This window comes from Janthinobacterium sp. LS2A (assembly GCF_036543145.1).
GTDB lineage: Bacteria > Pseudomonadota > Gammaproteobacteria > Burkholderiales > Burkholderiaceae_D > Janthinobacterium > Janthinobacterium aestuarii.
The window spans coordinates 1,021,977-1,041,061 of sequence record NZ_JAZHPB010000001.1 but is presented as its reverse complement, the minus strand read 5'-3'; the positions used below and the strand labels follow the sequence as shown (position 1 = coordinate 1,041,061).

Sequence of the window (19,085 nt, the reverse complement as noted above, 5' to 3'; positions counted from 1 at the left end):
CGCCTTGCGCGCGGCCCGATGCTTTTTGCCGCAGGGGGAACCATGATCCGCATCTTCAGCCACTATGTCTCGAAAACAGCGTTTATCCTGCTGTTGCTGGAAATCCTGATCCTGCTGCTGTCGGCCACCCTGACGTCCTTGCTGTGGCTGGCGGATGGCAGCCACGTGGTGCGGGCGAGCGAGGTCTACCTGTCGTCCTCGATCTTTGCGCTGGTCATCGTCTTGAGCATGAGCGCGCTGGGCATGTACCAGCACCGCTCGCGCGAAGACATCCGCAACACGTTATTACGCATCCTGCCGTCGTTCGCGCTGGGTTTTGCCGTGCTCAGCGTGTTGATACGCTTCATTCCAGCCCTGCATTTCGGACGCGGCAGCGTGCTGATCTTCGGCCTGGGCGCCATCGGTGTGCTGCTGGCGCGCCTGCTGGTATTCAAATCCTCGCAATCGGCGCTGATGAAAGGCCGGCTGATCCTGGTGGGTGGCGGGGTACTGGCGCGCGAATGCATGGATTTGGCGGCCAGCAAGATCGGATTCCACCAGTTTACGGTCGTCGGCTGCATCGATGTGGCGGGCGAGCAATGCTGCGTGCCGGCCTCGGCCTTGCTGCCGACCGGACCGTCCCTGCTGGCCACGGCCCAGCGCCATGCCGCGCATGAAATCGTCGTGTCCGTCAGCGACCGGCGCAATGGCGCGTTTCCTGCCAAGCAACTATTGGAATGCGCGCTGGGCGGCGTCAAGGTGATCGACGCGGCCACGTTTTTCGAGCGCGAAGCGTGCCAGATTCGCATCGATTCATTGCAACCGAGCTATCTGATCTATGGCGGCGGCTTCGACCAGAGCTTTTTCCGCGCCACGTCGAAGCGTTTGTTCGACCTGGCGGCCAGCGGGGTCATCTGCCTGGCGTCGCTGCCCGTGATGCTGGTAACCGCCCTGTGCATCCGTCTGGAAGACGGCGGCCCCGTGTTCTATCAGCAAGAACGGGTGGGGCGCGACGGCCAGCCATTCAAGGTGCTGAAATTTCGCAGCATGCGCTGCGACGCCGAGCGCGACGGCACGCCCATCTGGGCCTTGGCCAACGATGCGCGCATCACGCGCGTGGGCAATCTGATCCGCAAGCTGCGCATCGACGAGCTGCCGCAAATGCTCAATGTGTTTCGCGGCGAGATGAGTTTTGTGGGACCACGCCCCGAACGCGCGTATTTTGTCGAGCAGCTGAAGGAGCAGGTGCCGTACTACAACATTCGTCACAGCATCAAGCCGGGCATCACGGGCCTGGCGCAGGTGCGCTATCAATATGGCGCCTCCGTCGACGATGCCGTCAAGAAGCTGCAATACGATTTGTATTATGTGAAAAACAATAGCCTGTTCCTCGACCTGCTGATCCTGCTCGACACGGTGCAGGTGGTGCTGTTTGGCAAGGGCAGCCGATGATGCGGGATCAGTCGGATTGGCTGGCGGCGCCCGACGCGGCGGCTCTCAGCCATGGCCTGGCGTCGCTGGCCTTTTTCGTGCTGGCGCTGCTATTGATCAGCAACTGGCGCGCACGGCAAAACGTGCGCGCCTTGCTTGTGGCGTGCCTGGCGACGGGCGGCTGGGCGACGGGCACGGTGGTGCTGGTGCTGCTGGGGCAGCGCATCGCGCTGGCCGGCGACGCGCTGGAATTGTTGCGCACCCTGGCCTGGCTGGTATTCTTGCTGCTGCTGATCGAACCGTCGCGGCCCCGTTTGCGCCTCGTGCTGGCCGGCATTGTCCTCACGGCGCTGGCACCGTGGCTGCTTTCCATGGCCTCATCCTGGCTGGCGCTGCCTTTGCCGGCGCGGCTCATCGCCAGTGTTTGCCGTTTGCTGCTGGCCGTGCTGGGCATGTTGCTGGTGGAACAATGGTACCGCAACACGCCGCCCTTGAAACGCTGGGGCATCAAGTTCGCGTGCCTGGGCGTAGGCGGGCTGTTCGCCTACGATTTCTATTTGTACAGCGACGCCTTGCTGTTTCGCGCGGTCAATGACGACATCTGGGCCGCGCGCGGCATCGTCGACGCCCTGTGCGCGCCGCTGCTGGCCGTCTCGGCCGCGCGCAATCCGGGCTGGGCGCTGGGCTTGTCCGTCTCGCGCCAGATGCTGTACCGCTCGGCCGCCTTGCTGGGCTCGGCCATCTATTTGCTGGCCATGGCGGCCAGTGCCTATTATTTGCGCTATTTCGGCGGCACCTGGGGTTCCCTGATGCAGATGGCTTACCTGGGCGGCGCGGCCTTGCTGCTGGCGGGCGTGCTGTTTTCCGGCAGCCTGCGCGCCAAGCTCAAGGTGTATATCAATAAACATTTTTACAATGCCATCTTCGATTACCGCGAGGAATGGCTGAGATTTACGCGCGCCTTGTCCGAAGACGGTCCAGCGCTCGGTGAACGCACGATACAGGCGATGGCGCAGCTGGTGGAAAGCCGCGCCGGCGCACTGTGGATCTTGCGCGAACAGGGACAGTTCACCCCGGCGGCCAGCTGGAACTGGCCGCCGAGCAGGTGGAGCGAGCCGGCATCTGGTCCCTTGTGCCAGTTTTTGGAGGCACGGCTATGGGTGATCGACGTGCCCGATTGCCAGCAAAACCCGCGCCAGTACGGCGGCTTGCGCTTGCCGCCCGCGCTGCTGGCGCTGCCCGATGTGTGGCTGCTGGTGCCATTGATGCTGCACGGCCAGCTGTTCGCCTTTGTCGCGCTGGCGCGGCCCCGCACGCACATCAGCTTGAACTGGGAAATCCTCGACGTGCTGAAAATTGCCGGCAGCCAAGCCGCCAGCTACCTGGCGCACCGCGAATCGCTCGATACCTTGACGGTGGCGCGCCAGTTCGACTCGTTCAACCGCATGTCCACCTTCATCGTGCACGACCTCAAAAACCTCGTGTTCCAGCTGTCGCTGCTACTGAGTAATGCGGAAAAGCACCGCGCCAATCCCGCCTTCCAGGAAGACATGCTGGGCACCCTCGACCATTCCGTGCAGAAAATGAAGACCTTGCTGCAGAAACTGGCGCGCGGCGAGGCGCCGGAAGCGCCCGCGCCGCTGCTGCTCGACGGCTTGCTGCGCCAGGCCGTGGCCGCCAAGGCGAGCCTGGCCCCGGCGCCCCGGCTGGAAATCGTCGATGGCGAGCTGACGGTGCTGGCCAACCGCGCGCGCCTGGAACGGGTGCTGGGCCATTTGATCCAGAACGCCATCGAAGCGACGGCCAGCGATGGCAAGGTGGCCGTGCGGCTGCGGCGCGAACAGCATACGGCCGTCGTCGAGCTCGACGATACGGGGCAGGGCATGAGCGAGCAATTCATCCGCGAACGCCTGTTCAAACCGTTCGACACGACCAAGACGGCGGGCATGGGCATCGGCGTGTTCGAAAGCCGCGAATACCTGCGCGAAGTGGGCGGCAGCCTGGAAGTGCGCAGCGAGCCGCAGGTGGGCACGACGTTTCGCGTGGTCCTGCCGCTGCACGCGGCCACGGGGTCTGACCCGCCGGGTCATACCCCAGATTTCCGCTGCTCTACCCGCTGACTGGAGTGCATACGTATGGCAAAACAAAAACTGCTGGTCATCGAAGACGACCCCGGCCTGCAAAAGCAGTTGCACTGGAGTTTTGACGGCTATGAAGTCTTGCTGGCGGGCGAGCGCGAGGCGGCGCTGGCGCTCGTGCGGCGACACCAGCCGGCCGTCGTGACGATGGACCTGGGCTTGCCGCCCGACCCGGACGGCGCCACGGAAGGCCTGGCCACCCTGCGGCAAATCCTCGCGCTGGCGCCGGACACGAAAGTCATCATCCTCTCCGGCAACCAGGAGCGCGTGCATGCCTTGAAAGCCATCGCCCTGGGCGCCTACGATTTTCACCAGAAACCGTTCGAGGCCGACATGCTGGGCCTGGTCATCGCCCGCGCGTTCTATCTGCACGCGATGCAGCAGGAAAACCGCCGCATGCTGCAGACGCAGGCGGACTCGCCGCTGGCCGGCATCGTCAGCCGCGACCCGGGCATGTTGAAGCTGTGCCGCAGCGTGGAAAAAGTGGCGCCCTCGTCGGCCAGCGTGATGCTGCTGGGCGACTCGGGCAGCGGCAAGGAACTGATTGCGCGGGGACTGCATGCACTGTCGAGCCGCCATGCGCAACGCTTCGTTGCCATCAATTGCGCGGCCATCCCCGAAAACCTACTCGAGAGCGAGCTGTTCGGCTATGAGCGGGGAGCGTTTACGGGCGCGGCGCGGCAAACCCTGGGCAAGATCGAACTGGCCCACGGCGGCACTTTCTTTCTCGATGAAATCGGCGACATGCCGATGGGGCTGCAGGCGAAACTGCTGCGTTTCCTGCAGGAGCGGGTCATCGAGCGCGTCGGCGGCCGTGCCGAGATCGCCGTCGATGTACGCATCGTATGCGCCACGCACCAGGACCTGAAAGTGCTGGCGGAACAGGGGCGTTTCCGCGAAGACCTGTTTTATCGCCTCAGCGAAATCGTCCTGCGCATCCCGCCGCTGCGTGAGCGGGCCGGCGATGCGGCCTTGCTGGCCCACCATTTCAAGAACAAGTTCTGCGCCAGCGAAGGCCGCAGCAACCTGCATTTCAGCACCGGCGCGCTGCAGCTGATCGAAAACTACGGCTGGCCCGGCAATGTGCGCGAAGTGGAAAACTGCATCAAGCGGGCCGTCATCATGAGCGACGGGCCGCAGATCGCCGCCGACGACCTGGGCTTGCCCGCCAGCGCCCAGGCTGCGCCCCAGGATGAACCGCTGAACCTGCGCCAGGCCCGCGACGGTGCCGAATACAAGGTCATGGTGCGCGCGCTGGCGCGGGCCGACGGCAATATTGCCAAGGCGGCCGAACTGCTGGGCGTGAGCCGGCCCACCTTGTACGACCTGATGGGTCATCACGGCATCAAGTCGCAGGTGAATAGCTGAGTGTATTAAAAATCAAGATTGTGTAAGGCGTCGCACATACGATGGCGCCGCCATGGCGCATCCTTGCCTCATCTACAACAAGGAGGCGCCATGAACGCGATCAATCTATTGATGCAGGACCATAAGGCCGTGAAGGCCCTGTTTGCCCAATATGAAGGCTTGAGCGACCGCTCATTTGCCACCAAGAAAAAGCTGGCCGACCAGATCTGCCAGGAACTTACCGTGCACACGCAGCTGGAAGAAGAAATCTTCTACCCGGCCGTGCGCCGCCCCATCCACGACGGCGACCTGATGGATGAAGCCCTCGTCGAGCACGCGAGCGCCAAGGAGCTCATCGCGCAAATCGCCGCCATGGACCCGGCCGACGACCTGTACGACGCCAAGGTCAAGGTGCTGTCCGAGCAGATCGAGCACCACGTCAAGGAAGAGGAGGGTGACATGTTTCCCAAGGTGCGCGAGACGGCTGTCGACCTCGACGCGCTGGGCCAGGAAATGGCCGCGCGCAAGGAACAGCTGACGGGCGTGGCCGCCTGAACGGCTTAAAAAAATCAACAACCAAGGGAGTATTCCATGCAAGCTACACAATTGTCCGTGTCGGACCTGAACAATCCGGGCGTCTCCTGGGGCGCCGTGCTGGCGGGCGCGGCCGCTGCGGCCGCCTTGTCCTTCATCCTGCTGATCCTCGGCGTGGGCCTGGGTCTGTCGTCCGTGTCGCCATGGTCGTTCAACGCGACGGCCATCGGCGTGTCGACCATCGCCTGGCTGGCCTTCATGCAACTGGCCGCCTCCGGCATCGGCGGCTACATGGCGGGCCGGTTGCGCGTGAAATGGAGTGCCATCCACACGGATGAAGTGCACTTCCGCGATACGGCGCACGGCTTGCTGGCCTGGGCCGTGGCCACCCTGGTCACCGTGGCCGTGATGGCCGGCGGCACGCGCGCCGTACTGAGCGGCGCCATCGATGCGGGCAGCGGCGTGGCGGCGGCGGTGTCGCCAGCTGCGGCGGCGGGCGCAGGTGCTGCTGGTGCTGCAGGCGCCAATGCAGGCGAGGGCGGCGGAGCCAATCCGCTCGATTATTTCTCGGACATGCTGCTGCGCGCGCCTGCCGCGCCTGCCACCGCTGCTGCCACCACCACCGGCACCCTGGCGGCACCCTCGGCCAATGCCAGCACGGCCGACCAGCGCATGGAAACCGGCAGGATCTTCGCAACAAGCCTGTCCACGGGCAGCCTGGCCGCCGATGACCGCGCCTATCTGGGCCAGGTCGTGGCCAGCCGCACGGGCTTGACGCAAGCTGAAGCGGAAGCGCGCGTCGACGCCGTCTACGGCCGCGCCGCCAAGGCCGCCGCCGATGCCAAGGCGCGTGCCCAGCAGGCGGCCGACACGGCCCGCAAGGCCGGTGCCCACACGGCACTGTGGATGTTCGTCGCCTTGCTGCTCGGCGCTTTCGTGGCCAGCCTGGCGGCAACGTTTGGCGGCCGCCAGCGCGACCATGAGCGCGTGCTGCGCCACGTCACCATCTGAACCCTGTCTCTATAAACTATATAAATCAAGGAGTCCTCCATGCGTTCCATCCTCTTGCTGCTGCTGGGCATTCCATTGCCCATCGTCATACTGATCGCCCTGTTCGTCCGCTGACAAGGCCAACACAAGAACCGGCGCCCGCTGCAAGGTGGGCGCCGGTTTTTGCGTGAAAGCGGGCGCATGTGTAAGATGGCGCCATCTTTCCTCCGAGACCATCCATGAACGTGACCTCCATACGTCCCTTGCTGAAAACCGCCACGATCGCCGCCTTTGCCTGTACTGTGCTGGCCGCGTGTTCCACCCTGATCGGCCCGCGCGACGTGAATGTGTCGCTGAGCAAGATGCAGCAAGGCCTGGAGCGCCGCTTTCCCATCGACAAGCGCGTGCTGTCCGTGCTGGACGTTAAGCTGACCCACCCACAACTGTCCTTGCAACCCGAGCGCGAAAGAGTGGCTCTCAGCGTGGACGCCAGCGTCCTGCCGCCGTTCATCCGCCAAACCTGGCGCGGCAGCCTGGCCATGTCGGGCCGCCTCGTGCTGGACGCCCAGCGCAACGCGGTCTACCTGAGCGAAGCGAGCGTGGACAAGGTGACCATCGACGGCATGGATGAAGCCCAGCAGCGCCAGTTCGCCAAGGTGGCCAGCCTGGTGGCCGACCAGCTCATGCATGAAACGCCGATCTACACGTTCAAGCCCGACGAACTGCGCTATGCGGGCGTGCAATTCGTGCCGACGCAGCTCAGGACCAGCAGCAATGGATTGACGGTGACGTTCGAGCCGGTGAAGTAGGGGCGCATTGCACCAGGATGCTGTTACGGGAAAATGTAATGAAGGCTGTCGGCAGGCGGTTCTATCCGCTCAAGAACCACCCGGGCGAGCAGCTTTTCGATGGCCTCGGCGTCGCGCACATTCTGCTCTGACACCGCATAGCCATCATGTAGAGAAATTTTCAGCACCCCGGCATGGCACCAGATGAAGACCTCGATACCCATGATGTCACACCGCCCGGGCTGTTGCCACAAGGTGCCATCAATCAGCGATGGAAACTGCAAGTATGCATCGCCGGGGTAGGCGTCGCCCGGTAAAGGCTGCGGTGGCGGTGCGTCAAATTTCACCAGCTTGATGCCCAGGCCCGCCAAGAATGTGTCGAGCTGTGCGGGTTCGACGTAGGCAAAGGCGACATCCAGTGAGTCGCCGTCATTGGCATGTCCCCCAAGCGCCCTGAAAAAACGGAAGAACTTCAGGCGCCGTGACCACTTGCGCAGCTTTTTTTCGTCATGTTCCTCGAACAGGTATTGCGTCCATCGATTCACGGCGATCCTTCATTAAGCTGTATCGTTGTGTTATTGCGCGGCGTCGCCTCTTCATGGAACAGGTCAGCCAGGTATTCGCACAGCGCATCGGCTTGAATATCGTCGGGAATAATGAAATCGGCGGGCCGGCGCTTGCCTTCCGCGCCGAGATAGAATGCGCGCCATGCTCCCGGCATCCCCCGGATGCCAATCAGCGTGCCGAAAACATTGAATCTGAATTCCTGCATCAGTCTGCTCCAACAAAACAAATGGTTTGAATGTGCCGCGACAGGAAGCATTGCGTAAAGCGCCGTGACATAACCCCGATATTTATTGTGCTATAGTAACATTTACTTAACTTGGGGCGGGCGATGATGAATATCAGCACGGTGGGAATCCAGCCTGGGGCATTATCGGTCGCGCAAGGCAACAAGACATCATCGGACAAGACATCGTCGGACCAGGCGCAGGCCTCCCGGGCACCGGCTGGCGCTGGCGCCGTGGCCGACGACGTCGTGATTTCCACCCTGGCCGGGCGCCTGTCGAAGGCCGCGACAGCCACCAGCGCCACCGTCCAGGGCTACGATCATGCGGGGCTGGGTGTGTGGGTGAAGGACAATACGACGGAGATTCTCTATCCGCTGGACGCGGAACACAAGGCGGCCGCCGCCAGGCAGGTGCCGGAACCGAATGACGCGGCCTCGGCAAAGTCGGCCGCTGCCGCTACCGCGTTTGTCGACAGGAAGGGGCCCAATCCCTTTGCTGGCTTGTTGCGCGAGCAATTGTCCACCATTTCGAACGATGACAGCGGGACCTTTACCATCAACGAGCGGCGTGCGGCCTTTACGCAGGCATACGATGAAGAACAGGCCTGGCGCACCCAAGTCGTGACGCAAGCCATGCAGGAATACAATAGCACCGGCAAGATGACCAATTTCTTCAAGTCGGTGCTGGGCCATTTCAGTACATTGCCCCAGCTGGAACAGTCGCAATATCCCGCCAATTATGCGAACGACCTGGAAGACAAGATCAAGCTCGATTTTAATTATTTCAATCATGCGGCCGGCGATGGTGGGCCAACGCCGGGCTCGCTTGCAGACCTGCTGAAAAATCAGGGTAAAAAGACCGTGGACCTGTTCGATCTCCTGATCCGCTGATACCTGGAATTGTTTAACTGTCATTGTTGCGGGGCAGGCTGGCGGACTATAATCCGGCCTCCCATGCCTGGACAAGCATGTTCCCCAACATGAAGTGAAAACAATTAAAGGAATCTTCGTGAAACGCTCACTTATCAGCGCCGCCTGCTGCGCCTTGCTCGCCTTATCTTCGCCCTCGCTGTACGCCCAAGCCAACAATCCCGCCGCACCCGTCTCCGGCATCGACCTGAAAACCCTGGACCCGGCCGTCAGCCCGAAGGATGACTTCTACGGCTACGTCAACGGCGTGTGGACCCGCAATACGGAAATCCCGGCCGACAAATCCGTCTGGGGCACGTATATCGAATTGCGCGAAATTGCCCAGGGCCAGTTGCGCGGCCTGATCGACGCCACCGTGAAAAATCCCGGCAAGCCCGGCAGCGAGGCGCACAAGATCGCCGACCTGTACACGAGCTTCATGAACGACAAGGCGCGCAATGCGGCCGGCTTCAAGCCCCTGCACGCCGAACTAGCCCGCGTGGCTGCCGTCAAGGACAAGAAAGACTTGCCGGCGCTGCTGGCCTATCTGCAAGGCAATGGCGTGGCGACGCCGTTTTCCGCCTATGTGGCGCCCGATGCGCAAGACCCCGAGCAGTACACGGTCAATATCAGCCAGTCCGGCCTGGGCTTGCCCGACCGCGATTACTACCTGAAGGACGACGACGCCAAGCTGCAAGCCGTGCGCGCCAAATACCTCAAGCATATCGAGACCATGCTGGCCATGAGTGGCGACAAGGCCGCTGCCGAACACGCGGCGCAGATCCTCGACATCGAAACGCGCCTGGCGGCAGTGCAGTGGACGCGCGTGCAGATGCGCGACCCCGTGAAATCGTACAACCGCGTCGATTTCGACAAATTCGCGGCACTGGCGCCGGCCTTCGACTGGCACGCCTACTTTACGGCCGCCGGCCTGGCGCCGAAGGCATCCTCGGCCGTGGTGCGCCAGCCCAGCTTCATGACAGGCTTTGCCGAGACCGTGGCCGCCGTGCCGCTGGCATCGTGGAAGAGCTATCTGAACTGGCGCATCATCGAAAGCTATGCGTCCTACCTGGACAGCGCGACTGTCAAGGAGCGCTTCGCCTTCGACGGCACGGTGCTGCGCGGCGTGCCGCAAAGCGAACCGCAGTGGCAGCTGGCGCTGCGCTTCACGGATAACGCCATCAGCGACGCCGTCGGCAAGCGCTACGTGCAAATGTATCTGCCGCCGGAAACCCGGCCCCGCGTGATGGCCATGTTCGACAATTTCGTCGCCTCGTTCAAGGATGGCATCGAGCAGCTCGACTGGATGGGCCCGGAAACCAAGAAGGAAGCCCAGCTCAAGCTGGCGGCCTTGAAGCCGAAGATCGCCTACCCCGATACCTGGCGCGACTACAGCAGCATGCAGACGCAGCCGAATGACCTGATCGCCAACGTGCGCGCCGCGCGCGCGTGGAGCCGCCAGCAAAACCTGGCCAAGCTGGGCAAACCGGTCGACCGCGACGAATGGTCGATGACGCCGCAAACCGTCAACGCCAGCTACAGCCCGGCCCTCAACGCCATCACGATCCCGGCCGCCATTTTGCAGCCGCCATTCTTCAACGTGAAGGCGGAAGACGCCGTCAATTACGGCTTGCTCGGCATCACTTTTGGCCATGAAATCAGCCATGCCTTCGACGATTCGGGCAGCCAATACGATGCCAAGGGCCGTCTGCGCAACTGGTGGACGGCGCAAGACCGCGCGGCCTTCAAGGCGCTGGCCGCCGGCCTCGTCAAGCAATACGGCGCCTACAGCCCGGTGCCTGGCTACCACATCAATGGCGAGCTGACACTGGGCGAAAACATCGGCGACAATTCCGGCCTGTCGATCACCTACAAGGCCTACCAGCGTTCGCTCGGTGGCAAGCCGTCCCCCGTCATCGATGGCTTGACGGGCGAACAGCGCCTGTACATTGGTTTTGCGCAGAAATGGCGCGCGAAACTGCGTCCCGAAGCGGCCATCGCCCAGATCAAGAGCGACCCGCATTCGCCGGGCGAATTCCGCGCCAAGGGCACGGTCAAGAACCAGCCCGGCTTCTATGAAGCGTTCGGCATCAAGCCGGGCGACCTGATGTATCTGCCGCCCGAGCAGCGTGTGATCATGTGGTAAATCACGTGGTAAACCCGTAGGGCAGTCGCGCAACCGCGCCAGGGACTATTCCTTGGCGTGGTTCAGCGTGTACCGGGGCAGTTCGACCGTCAGGTCTTCCTGGGCCAGGCGCGCCTGGCACGACAGGCGCGAGTGGGGCTGCAAGCCCCAGGCCTGGTCGAGCATGTCTTCTTCATTGTCACCCAGTTCGTTGAGTGTATCGAAACCCTGCACCACGATCACGTGGCAGGTGGAACAGGCGCCCACCTGGCCGCAGGCGTGTTCGATGTCTATTTTGTTGAGCAGCAAGGCGTCGCAAATGCTCATGTTCTGCGGCGCGTCGATGACGGCGCCGTCGGGAGCCAGCTCGGGATGGGGCAGGACGGTGATCTTTGGCATGCGGGATTCTCCTCGGTTATCCTTTAATGCCGTCACTGTGGACCTTCCCGCCTTGGCAAGGTCAAGCCCCTGCGGCATCCTGCGCGACGATGCATTCGTCCAGATGATCGAGCAATTGCAGGAACACGCGTTTATCGGCGTAGTGATTCATCGTGTTACTCAGCAATACATCGCTGGCGACCGCGGCCACGGCGCTGCGGGCCTGCACGCAGGCGGCATGCAGTTGCGCGCGATCGAGTTCCAGCAGCGCCGTATCGACGGCTTCCCGCGTGAAGTCGTAGGCATCCATGCCGCAGCAGCCGGCGACACAATGGGTTTCCAGCAGGCAGATCAGCGGCCACAGTTCCCCCAGCAAGGGATCGATGTCGATGGCTTGCTCATAGCGGCCGTCAAGACCGATGAATTCGATCCATGCATCGTCGCCGATCTGGATATCGTATTGGCGGTCGCGTTCCGTCATGTGTCAGCATTCTCCTGGTCAGTGGTATTGCATTATAAAAAAAACCGCCCGAAGGCGGTTTTCTTGTGCGGTAATGCAGTGCTTAAATAAAATAGATCAGCGCGATGATGCCCACGACCAGCGCCACGCGGGTGACCTGATAGGCCGTCTTGTTCCACGCCTTGAAGCGGCGGCGGTACTGGCCCATGGTCCAGGAAATCTGGAACAGCTTGCTCACGCCGCCCACCTGGTCGCCCAGTTCGTTGGGCGAGGCGGCGGCCGTCATCAGGGTGCGGCCCAGCCAGCGGTTCAAGCCTTGCGCCCAGCGGTAGCGCATCGGGCGCTCGATGTCGCAGAACAGGATGATGCGGTCGCTGTCGGCATCGTTGCGGGCCCAGTGGATATACGTTTCATCGAACATCACGGCCTGGCCGTCGCGCCAGCTGTGGCGCTCGCCATCGACGTCGATGAAGCAGCGGTCGTCGTTCGGCGTCTGCAAGCCCAGGTGGTAACGCAGGGAGCCCGCGAACGGGTCGCGGTGCGGGTTGAGCTTGCCGCCTTGCGGCAGTTCCGCGAACATGGCGGCCTTGATCGACGGAATCGATTGCAGCAAGGCATAGGTTTGCGGGCACATCTGCTGCGCCGACGGATGGTTCGCGTCATACCATTTCAGGTAGAAACGCTTCCAGCCATATTTGAAGAAGGAATTGAAACCGACGTCATTGTTCTTTTCGGCGGCTTTGATCTTTTTCATTTCCTGCATGCGCAGCGCTTCATCGCGGATGATTTGCCAGTTCTGCTGCAGCGGCGCCAGTTCCGGGAATTGCTCGACGGCCAAATACGGCGTGGCCGGCACCTTGGAAAAGGTGTGCATGAACAGGTTCAGCGGCGCCATGAACGAGGAGTGATCGAAGATCTGGCGGCGGAACGGCAGGCGCACCTTGCCCCGAAAATGAATATGTAAAACAGAAAACACAAAAATGCCCAGCAAGGCCCACTTCATACACAACCTCGTTTTTTAAGAATGGGGCAATTATAACCAGTTAATGCCATGGCCACCCCGGGCCACGGTGAAGGAAAGATGAAGCGGCACGCGCGGACGCTCTGTCCTACAATGGCCTTTTCTACACACTATCCGAGGTAACAATGGAAATCTGGCACGCACCGCTCGACCTGGCCATCCTCAACGCCGCCAGCGAGGGCACGGCCATGCGCCACCTGGGCATCGAATTTACGGCCTTCGGCCCCGACTGGATCGAAGCGACCATGCCCGTCGACCACCGCACCATGCAGCCATTCAAGCTGCTGCACGGCGGCGCTTCCGTCTTGCTGGCCGAAACCCTGGGCAGCATGGCCGCGAATGCCTGCCTCGATTCCAGCCGGCACGTGAGCGTGGGCCAGGAAATCAATGCCAACCACCTGCGCGGCGTGCGCGGCGGCCACGTGACGGGGCGCGCCACGCCGATCCACCGGGGCCGCACCAGCCAGGTCTGGGAAATCCGCATCACGGGCGACGACGGCAAACTGTGCTGCATCTCGCGCATCACCATGGCCGTCATCGACGCCCCGGGCGCGGGCTGATGCGGCAGCTCTTGACTTGCATCAAGGCATGAAAAGCGAGCGCGTGAAATCATAAAAAACGCTGTTCGCTTATAATTCAGTGTGCTGTTGTATGGCGTAGCGGAAAGTCCCGCGCGCCTGCATTGCCCGACATTAGAAGCTGACTGCCCAAAAAACGCCAGTTAGAGACCCATCCTGCAGCATGCGGGAAAGGCACACGACGGCGAGCAGATCGCCCGGTTCTAGCGGAACCGGCAAAAAATCAACTTTATACAGGGCAATAACAACAATGATGTCATTCAATCGTTTGACGATAGGCGCGCGCCTGAGCGCAGGCTTCGGGCTGCTGGTCTTACTCATGCTGGTGCTGGCGGCCTTTGCGCTGCTGCGCATCGGCGCCATTTCCGGCGCCATGGACGCGCAAGAAAAAGTCCAACTGGAAAAACTCGAACCGCTGTACGTGGCGCGCGAAGCGCTCGACCAGACGGGCCTGGCCGCCCGCAACGCATATATCTTCCACGACCAGGCCGCCGCCGAGAAAGAGCTGGCCATCCTCGACAGCCAGAAGGCCCTGTACCTGGACGCGCTGGCCCGGCTGGCGCCGCAGTTTGTTGGCGATGCTCAATTCGAGAAAGTCAGCACGGGCTTGAAAGCCATGGCGCAGGAATTGCAACGTCCGCGCCAGTTCCGCGCCGCTGGGCAAATGGAACAGTACGGCACCTTCCTCGTCGAAGAGTGCAGCCCCTTGCGGCGCCAGATCGTCGCCGACATCGATACGGTGCTGAAAAACGTGCAGCGCGAATCGGAGCAGGCCAGCGTGGCCGCGCGCGCCATCTACGGCCAGTCCTTGCGCTGGATCGGCGTGCTGGCCGCGCTCAGCGTGCTTATTTGCATTGCGGTCGCCACCGTCATCACACGCGGCCTGCTGCGCCAGCTGGGCGGTGAACCGGCGTATGCGGCCGCGATCGCCGGGCGCATCGCGCTGGGGGAGTTGGCCATCGACGTGCACACGCGCCATGGCGACGACAGCAGCCTGCTGTTTGCGATCAAGACCATGCGCGACAACCTGGCCGCCATCGTCGGCAAGGTGCGCCATGGAACGGAAAGCATCGCCACGGCGTCGACCGAGATTGCCACGGGCAACCGCGACCTGTCGCAGCGCACGGAGCAGCAGGCCGGCTCGCTCGAAGAAGTGGCCTCATCGATGGAAGAACTGATTTCCACCGTACGCCAGAATGCGGACAACGCCCAGCAGGCGAACCGCCTGGCGCGCGAAGCGTCGCAGGTGTCGGAGCAGGGCGGCAAGGCCGTGGCCGAAGTGGTGCACACGATGGGCCTGATCAATGCCTCATCGAACAAGATCGTCGACATCATCGGCGTGATCGACAGCATCGCCTTCCAGACGAATATCCTCGCCTTGAACGCGGCCGTGGAAGCGGCGCGCGCCGGCGAACAGGGACGCGGTTTCGCCGTCGTCGCCACCGAGGTGCGCAGCCTGGCGCAACGGTCAAGCGCCGCCGCGCGCGAAATCAAGGCATTGATCGACGATTCCGTCAGCAAGGTGGGCACGGGGACCGTGCTCGTCGAGCAGGCGGGCGCCACCATGCATGATGTGGTGGCCGGCATCGGCAGGGTGACAGGCATCATGGCCGAGATCAGCCACGCCACGCAGGAGCAGGGCGCCGGCATCGAACAAGTCAACCGCGCCATCGTCGACATGGACCGTGTGACCCAGCAAAACGCGGCCCTGGTCGAGCAGGCGGCCGCCGCCGCGCACGAACTGCAGCAGCAGGCGGCGCAGCTGGAACAGGAAGTGGGCATCTTCAAGCTGGCCCCGCCGGCCAGCGGACCGCTGCGCCTGGCGGCCTGAGGCCGATGGCGCTTTGGCGCGGCGCGCGCCAACCGGCATATTCCGCGCTACAATGAGCGCTGGATCACCGCCAGGACGAGTCATGCAAGTGCGCAGCAGCCATGATCTATCCAGCCCGGACGACGACAAACCGGCGCCGCCCGTGCTGCAGTTGGCCCTTGCCTGTCTTGGCTGGGGCTTGCTCACCTGCATGCTGTGCTTTGCCATCCTGTTCGTCACGAAATGGCTGCTGCCGCCCGAATACTGGGGCGCGCACACGGGCCTGTCCAAGTTCAAGCGCGAAATGTCGCTGCCCCTGCTGGTGTTCTGGGTCGTCATCTATTCCCCCATCCTGGAAACCTTCCTCGGCCAGCTGCTGCCGCTGGAAATCCTCCGTCGCCTGGGCGCCAGTCGCCAGCTCAGCGTTTTTATTGGCGCCATCCTGTGGGCCATCGTGCATTTCATCAGCGGCGGCCTGCTGCACGCCATCGTCGCGCTGGGGTCCGGCGCCATGTTCAGCTTTGTCTACCTGCGCTACCGCGGCCCCAGCGTGGCCGTTGCCTACGCGACAACGGCGTTTGCGCGCGCCTGCAACAATATCGCCATCCTTATCGCCGTGTTCTACGGCCTGGATGCCTGAGCCCCATCCTTCCTGAGCAAATACGGCACCAGCGCCGCCAGCGCCACGGCCAGCACCGCCAGGCCGACCAGCAACTGGCGGAAGGCGGCGTCATAGCTGGCGCGCAGCAGCGCTTCCTGGCCGCCCAGCAGCTGTGTTGCTTGCTGGATGTCACCGAGCGCGGCGCGGCTGGCGGCGGCCAGCACGGGCAGTTCGGCCGGCAGTTGCTGTGCCAGGCCCGCACCGATCAGGCCGGCCAACAAGGAGCCCGCCAGGGCCAGCGCCACCCCATCGGCACTGACGCGCACGGTATTGAAGATACCCGTCGCCATGCCGGCCCGCTCCGTTTCCACCACGCTCAGGGCCATGCCATCCATCAAGCCCCACGGCAAGCCGATGCCCACGCCGATCAGCAGCAGGGGGCCGGCCAGCGCCGCAGTGCCGCCATGGCCCAGCACTTGCGCCAGCCAGGCCAGGCCCGCCGCGGCCAGCAGCAGTCCCGCCGCGCACAGGGCGCCCGTCTTGACCCAGCGCGACAGCAGCGCCGCCAACACGGGCACGAGCAGCAGCGGCGCGGCCAGGGCGATCATCAGACGGCCAGCGGCCAGCGCGGACATATTGTCGATACCGATGAAGCGCCCGGGCAGCATGACGATGAGCACGATGAACAGGAAGGCGGGCGAGGCGGCCAGCACTTGCACGGCGACAAAGCGGCGCTGGCGGAACAGCGACAAATCCAGCATGGGCCGCGCCGTCCTGCGCTCGATCGCGACAAAGGCGAGGAACAGCAGCACGGATGCGGCGATGGACAGCAGCACGGCGCCGTTGCGCCAGCCGTGTTCGGGCGCCAGCAGCATGCCCAGGGTCAGCAGGCCCAGCGCGGCGCTGAAGCTGATGGCGCCAGGCCAGTCCAGCCGGCCCTGGCCGCGCGCCGGATCGGCCGGCACGCTGACCCATACCAGCAGCATGCCGGTGGCGCCCAGCGCGGCCGTGGCATAAAAGATGGCGGGCCAGCGGGCCAGCGGGCCAGCGCCAGCATGGCGCCGGCCGCCAGCGGACCGAAGGCCAGGCCCAGGCCGAATGTCGTGCCCAGCACGCTCATCACGCGGCTGCGCGCCGCGCCGTGGAACAATGGCGCCAGCGACGACATGGCGGCGGCGAACGCAGCCGCGCCGCCCAGGCCCTGCACGAAACGCAGCGCGGCGATCCATGCCACCGATGGCGGGACAGCAATGGCCAGGGTCGCCACGCAAAACAGCGCCAACCCCGCCAGCCAGACGCGGCGCCGTCCCAGCACGTCCGTCAGGCTGCCGGCCACCATCATGGCGCTGCCATAGCTGAGGATATACGCGTTGATGACCCAGTTCAGGGCGGCGGCACTGCCGTGCAATTCGGCGCCGAGGGCGGGCAGGGCCACGGCCGGGCCCGTGAAGCACAGGGGTATCAGCAAGCCCGTCAGGCAAGCGGCCAGCACTTGCAGCGGGAGTGAAAGAGGTGAGGAAGAGGACATGGGTGTCGGATATGAAAGAAAGAGGGGCGAGTATGGCGCGCCCATCATTGAAGAAAAATGGGCTAAACTGATCAACATATCGGACACAAATGTCTTGAGTGGAGTGTGAATGGATAGCTTGGGTGGCATCGCCATGTTCGTGCAGGTGGCCGACAGCGGTAGTTTTTCGGCCACGGGCCGGTTGCTGGGCCTGTCGTCGTCGGCCGTCGGGAAAAGCGTGGCGCGCATGGAGGCGCGGCTGGGCGCGCGCCTGTTCCAGCGCAGCACGCGGCATCTGGCCTTGACGGCGGAAGGGGAAAAATTCCTGCAGCGCTGCAAGCGCATCCTGGCGGAAGTGGAAGCGGCCGAGCGCGAACTCGGTGAATCGGGCGGCGCGCCCAGCGGCCGCCTGCGCATCAGCCTGCCACGCTACAGCGGCCTGTTCGAAGCGGCCATCGCTGCGTTCATGCAAGCCTATCCCGCCATCGAACTCGACCTCGATTTCTCCGACGCCATGGTCAACATCGTCAGCGACGGCTTTGACGCGGCCGTGCGCACGGGCGAGCTGGCCGATTCAAGCCTGATGCGGCGCAAACTGTGTACGTTCCGGCGCCTGCTGGTGGCGTCGCCCGCCTACCTGTCGCGCCACGGCCGGCCCGCCGATGGCACCGAACTGATGCGGCATCAGCGCCTCGATTACCGTTTTCCCTCCACGGGCCGTGTGGAACAGTGGCCGCTGATGGACGAGGCTGCCCAGCCGGTGCCAGGCATGGTGTGCAACAGCGTGGAGATGCGCGTCTTCCTGGCCGTACAGGGGCAGGGCATCGCCTACCTGCCCGCATTTGTCGTGCAGCGCGAGCTGGCGGCGGGGCAACTGGTCTCGCTGCTGGACGAGCATACGCAGGCGCGCACGGCATTCTGGCTGCTGTGGCCGGCCAGCCGCCACCTGCCGCCGCGCTTGCGCGTGTTCATCGATTTCCTCGTGGAACAGTTGCAGGATCAAACTTTTGGAGCTATGCCATGACGGTGGATTCTTCCCTGACGCCATTGCAATTGCATGTGGCCGGCGCCACCGTGCGCCATGACCACCCGTTTGCCATGCCGGCGCTGCCGCCGCAGGAACCGCTGACGGCGGCCCTGCGCGACGGCTGGGTGCGGCCCCTGTACATGGGCTTGCACCAGCCCCAGGCGCTGGCGTGCGCGCAGCGGCTGGCGCAGGCCGACGCCACCGTCATCGCGCGCCTGCTGGGGCAATTCGACTGGCGCAGCCGCACGGCGGGCGCCTACCTGGCCGCACTGACCGGACAGTCCGCTTTCACGGACCAGCTGGGCGGCCTGCTGCTGGCCAGCGAGGTCTGCTACGCGGGCAGCGCGTATTGTCTGGCGCTGGCTGTTTTCGACACGCCAGCCAGCCGCGACTACCTGCACCGCTATCTTGAATATTACTTGTGCCAGCCGCAGCTGCACTTTGATCAGGAGCACGCGATGGCGGCCATTGCCTACCTCGATGGCCAGCATGGCCGGGATGAGGCGGCCCGCCACGCGCCGGCCTGGACCGCCTTCGCCGCCAGCCGCCCGGGCCTGGCGCTGGACGACGCGCTCGCGCAATTTACTTCCCGCATGGCCGCCTTGCGCGCCTTGCAGGCCGCAGCGCCTGGCAAATAAGCGCCATCTCCCCAAACTGTGGCGCCGTACGTAT

20 protein-coding genes are annotated in these 19,085 nt (G+C 63.7%); 13 read left to right on the top strand and 7 right to left on the bottom strand.

All coding sequences use genetic code 11. From position 1 onward, the window contains the following. Positions 1–42 precede the first annotated feature (42 nt). From V3C40_RS04825 to V3C40_RS04800, 6 genes are all read left to right on the top strand, one after another. On the top strand, positions 43–1,431 hold the full coding sequence (locus V3C40_RS04825; protein WP_034748523.1) for a TIGR03013 family XrtA/PEP-CTERM system glycosyltransferase: 1,389 nt from the start codon (positions 43–45) through the stop codon (positions 1,429–1,431). Further along, the gene (gene prsK / locus V3C40_RS04820; RefSeq protein WP_331776713.1) at positions 1,428–3,530 is read left to right on the top strand and encodes an XrtA/PEP-CTERM system histidine kinase PrsK; all 2,103 of its coding nucleotides are present in this window, start codon (positions 1,428–1,430) and stop codon (positions 3,528–3,530) included. Before V3C40_RS04825 ends, prsK begins: the two co-directional genes overlap by 4 nt. 15 nt (positions 3,531–3,545) lie before the next feature. Beyond that, positions 3,546–4,916, top strand: coding sequence for a PEP-CTERM-box response regulator transcription factor (gene prsR / locus V3C40_RS04815; RefSeq protein ID WP_331776712.1), 1,371 nt, complete (start codon positions 3,546–3,548; stop codon positions 4,914–4,916). Positions 4,917–5,006: 90 nt separating this feature from the next. Then, on the top strand, positions 5,007–5,450 hold the full coding sequence (locus V3C40_RS04810) for a hemerythrin domain-containing protein (protein WP_034748516.1): 444 nt from the start codon (positions 5,007–5,009) through the stop codon (positions 5,448–5,450). Between the two features lie 36 nt (positions 5,451–5,486). Continuing rightward, positions 5,487–6,440, top strand: a complete 954-nt coding sequence (locus V3C40_RS04805; RefSeq protein ID WP_331776711.1) for a hypothetical protein — start codon at positions 5,487–5,489, stop codon at positions 6,438–6,440. A gap of 218 nt (positions 6,441–6,658) precedes the next feature. After that, positions 6,659–7,228, top strand: a complete 570-nt coding sequence (locus tag V3C40_RS04800; RefSeq protein WP_331776710.1) for a DUF1439 domain-containing protein — start codon at positions 6,659–6,661, stop codon at positions 7,226–7,228. 23 nt (positions 7,229–7,251) lie between these two features. On the opposite strand, the gene V3C40_RS04795 is transcribed toward V3C40_RS04800, so the two are convergent. Beyond that, positions 7,252–7,752, bottom strand: a complete 501-nt coding sequence (locus V3C40_RS04795) for a hypothetical protein (protein ID WP_331776709.1) — start codon at positions 7,750–7,752, stop codon at positions 7,252–7,254. Continuing rightward, the gene (locus V3C40_RS04790) at positions 7,749–7,979 is read right to left on the bottom strand and encodes a DUF7661 family protein (protein ID WP_034748505.1); all 231 of its coding nucleotides are present in this window, start codon (positions 7,977–7,979) and stop codon (positions 7,749–7,751) included. Before V3C40_RS04790 ends, V3C40_RS04795 begins: the two co-directional genes overlap by 4 nt. 123 nt (positions 7,980–8,102) lie before the next feature. Between V3C40_RS04790 and V3C40_RS04785 the strand changes: the two genes are divergently transcribed. Both V3C40_RS04785 and V3C40_RS04780 read left to right on the top strand, forming a co-directional pair. Beyond that, entirely contained in the window at positions 8,103–8,888 is a 786-nt protein-coding gene (locus V3C40_RS04785; RefSeq protein ID WP_331776708.1) for a hypothetical protein, read from the top strand. Between the two features lie 118 nt (positions 8,889–9,006). Continuing rightward, positions 9,007–11,052, top strand: a complete 2,046-nt coding sequence (locus tag V3C40_RS04780) for a M13 family metallopeptidase (protein WP_331776707.1) — start codon at positions 9,007–9,009, stop codon at positions 11,050–11,052. Positions 11,053–11,097: 45 nt separating this feature from the next. Here the strand turns inward: V3C40_RS04780 and fdx are convergent, their stop codons facing one another. The 3 genes from fdx to lpxO form a co-directional block, all read right to left on the bottom strand. Next, a complete protein-coding gene (gene fdx / locus V3C40_RS04775) occupies positions 11,098–11,430 on the bottom strand; it encodes an ISC system 2Fe-2S type ferredoxin (RefSeq protein ID WP_046685158.1) in 333 nt (110 codons plus the stop codon). A 61-nt stretch (positions 11,431–11,491) separates the two neighbouring features. Continuing rightward, positions 11,492–11,890, bottom strand: a complete 399-nt coding sequence (locus V3C40_RS04770; RefSeq protein ID WP_331776706.1) for a DUF6331 family protein — start codon at positions 11,888–11,890, stop codon at positions 11,492–11,494. Between the two features lie 82 nt (positions 11,891–11,972). Then, positions 11,973–12,872 carry a lipid A hydroxylase LpxO gene (lpxO, locus tag V3C40_RS04765; protein WP_035818659.1) on the bottom strand — a complete coding sequence of 300 codons (900 nt, stop codon included), beginning with the start codon at positions 12,870–12,872 and terminating at the stop codon, positions 11,973–11,975. A 143-nt stretch (positions 12,873–13,015) separates the two neighbouring features. On the opposite strand from lpxO, the gene V3C40_RS04760 reads away from it, so the two are divergent. The 3 genes from V3C40_RS04760 (at position 13,016) to V3C40_RS04750 (ending at position 15,918) form a co-directional block, all read left to right on the top strand. Beyond that, positions 13,016–13,450, top strand: a complete 435-nt coding sequence (locus tag V3C40_RS04760; protein WP_072453709.1) for a hotdog fold thioesterase — start codon at positions 13,016–13,018, stop codon at positions 13,448–13,450. Positions 13,451–13,718: 268 nt separating this feature from the next. Further along, a complete protein-coding gene (locus V3C40_RS04755; RefSeq protein ID WP_331776705.1) occupies positions 13,719–15,299 on the top strand; it encodes a methyl-accepting chemotaxis protein in 1,581 nt (526 codons plus the stop codon). Positions 15,300–15,381: 82 nt separating this feature from the next. Further along, positions 15,382–15,918 (top strand): hypothetical protein, encoded by a 537-nt coding sequence (locus tag V3C40_RS04750; RefSeq protein WP_331776704.1) that lies wholly within the window; start codon positions 15,382–15,384, stop codon positions 15,916–15,918. Here the strand turns inward: V3C40_RS04750 and V3C40_RS04745 are convergent. Further along, a complete protein-coding gene (locus V3C40_RS04745) occupies positions 15,900–16,865 on the bottom strand; it encodes an MFS transporter (protein WP_331776703.1) in 966 nt (321 codons plus the stop codon). The genes V3C40_RS04750 and V3C40_RS04745 overlap by 19 nt on opposite strands. Beyond that, the gene (locus tag V3C40_RS04740) at positions 16,763–17,407 is read right to left on the bottom strand and encodes an MFS transporter (protein ID WP_331776702.1); all 645 of its coding nucleotides are present in this window, start codon (positions 17,405–17,407) and stop codon (positions 16,763–16,765) included. Before V3C40_RS04740 ends, V3C40_RS04745 begins: the two co-directional genes overlap by 103 nt. A gap of 109 nt (positions 17,408–17,516) precedes the next feature. On the opposite strand from V3C40_RS04740, the gene V3C40_RS04735 reads away from it, so the two are divergent. Together V3C40_RS04735 and V3C40_RS04730 are read left to right on the top strand one after the other, a co-directional pair. Next, positions 17,517–18,410 (top strand): LysR family transcriptional regulator, encoded by an 894-nt coding sequence (locus V3C40_RS04735; RefSeq protein ID WP_331776701.1) that lies wholly within the window; start codon positions 17,517–17,519, stop codon positions 18,408–18,410. Beyond that, positions 18,407–19,051: a DUF6000 family protein gene (locus V3C40_RS04730; RefSeq protein ID WP_331776700.1), complete on the top strand. Its 645-nt coding sequence runs from the start codon at positions 18,407–18,409 to the stop codon at positions 19,049–19,051. Before V3C40_RS04735 ends, V3C40_RS04730 begins: the two co-directional genes overlap by 4 nt. The last annotated feature ends 34 nt before the right edge of the window (positions 19,052–19,085 follow it).

What these genes read in the sequence shown, in the direction of transcription:
- V3C40_RS04735 (WP_331776701.1), top strand. Translation starts at nt 17,517, where the DNA reads ATGGATAGCTTGGGTGGCATCGCCATGTTCGTGCAGGTGGCCGACAGC.
- V3C40_RS04760 (WP_072453709.1), top strand. Translation starts at nt 13,016, where the DNA reads ATGGAAATCTGGCACGCACCGCTCGACCTGGCCATCCTCAACGCCGCC.
- V3C40_RS04810 (WP_034748516.1), top strand. Translation starts at nt 5,007, where the DNA reads ATGAACGCGATCAATCTATTGATGCAGGACCATAAGGCCGTGAAGGCC.
- V3C40_RS04730 (WP_331776700.1), top strand. Translation starts at nt 18,407, where the DNA reads ATGACGGTGGATTCTTCCCTGACGCCATTGCAATTGCATGTGGCCGGC.
- V3C40_RS04825 (WP_034748523.1), top strand. Translation starts at nt 43, where the DNA reads ATGATCCGCATCTTCAGCCACTATGTCTCGAAAACAGCGTTTATCCTG.
- V3C40_RS04750 (WP_331776704.1), top strand. Translation starts at nt 15,382, where the DNA reads ATGCAAGTGCGCAGCAGCCATGATCTATCCAGCCCGGACGACGACAAA.
- prsK (WP_331776713.1), top strand. Translation starts at nt 1,428, where the DNA reads ATGATGCGGGATCAGTCGGATTGGCTGGCGGCGCCCGACGCGGCGGCT.
- V3C40_RS04790 (WP_034748505.1), bottom strand. Translation starts at nt 7,979, where the DNA reads ATGCAGGAATTCAGATTCAATGTTTTCGGCACGCTGATTGGCATCCGG.
- fdx (WP_046685158.1), bottom strand. Translation starts at nt 11,430, where the DNA reads ATGCCAAAGATCACCGTCCTGCCCCATCCCGAGCTGGCTCCCGACGGC.
- V3C40_RS04785 (WP_331776708.1), top strand. Translation starts at nt 8,103, where the DNA reads ATGATGAATATCAGCACGGTGGGAATCCAGCCTGGGGCATTATCGGTC.
- V3C40_RS04740 (WP_331776702.1), bottom strand. Translation starts at nt 17,407, where the DNA reads ATGTCCTCTTCCTCACCTCTTTCACTCCCGCTGCAAGTGCTGGCCGCT.
- V3C40_RS04805 (WP_331776711.1), top strand. Translation starts at nt 5,487, where the DNA reads ATGCAAGCTACACAATTGTCCGTGTCGGACCTGAACAATCCGGGCGTC.
- V3C40_RS04745 (WP_331776703.1), bottom strand. Translation starts at nt 16,865, where the DNA reads ATGCTGCTGGTATGGGTCAGCGTGCCGGCCGATCCGGCGCGCGGCCAG.
- lpxO (WP_035818659.1), bottom strand. Translation starts at nt 12,872, where the DNA reads ATGAAGTGGGCCTTGCTGGGCATTTTTGTGTTTTCTGTTTTACATATT.
- V3C40_RS04800 (WP_331776710.1), top strand. Translation starts at nt 6,659, where the DNA reads ATGAACGTGACCTCCATACGTCCCTTGCTGAAAACCGCCACGATCGCC.
- V3C40_RS04755 (WP_331776705.1), top strand. Translation starts at nt 13,719, where the DNA reads ATGATGTCATTCAATCGTTTGACGATAGGCGCGCGCCTGAGCGCAGGC.
- V3C40_RS04770 (WP_331776706.1), bottom strand. Translation starts at nt 11,890, where the DNA reads ATGACGGAACGCGACCGCCAATACGATATCCAGATCGGCGACGATGCA.
- prsR (WP_331776712.1), top strand. Translation starts at nt 3,546, where the DNA reads ATGGCAAAACAAAAACTGCTGGTCATCGAAGACGACCCCGGCCTGCAA.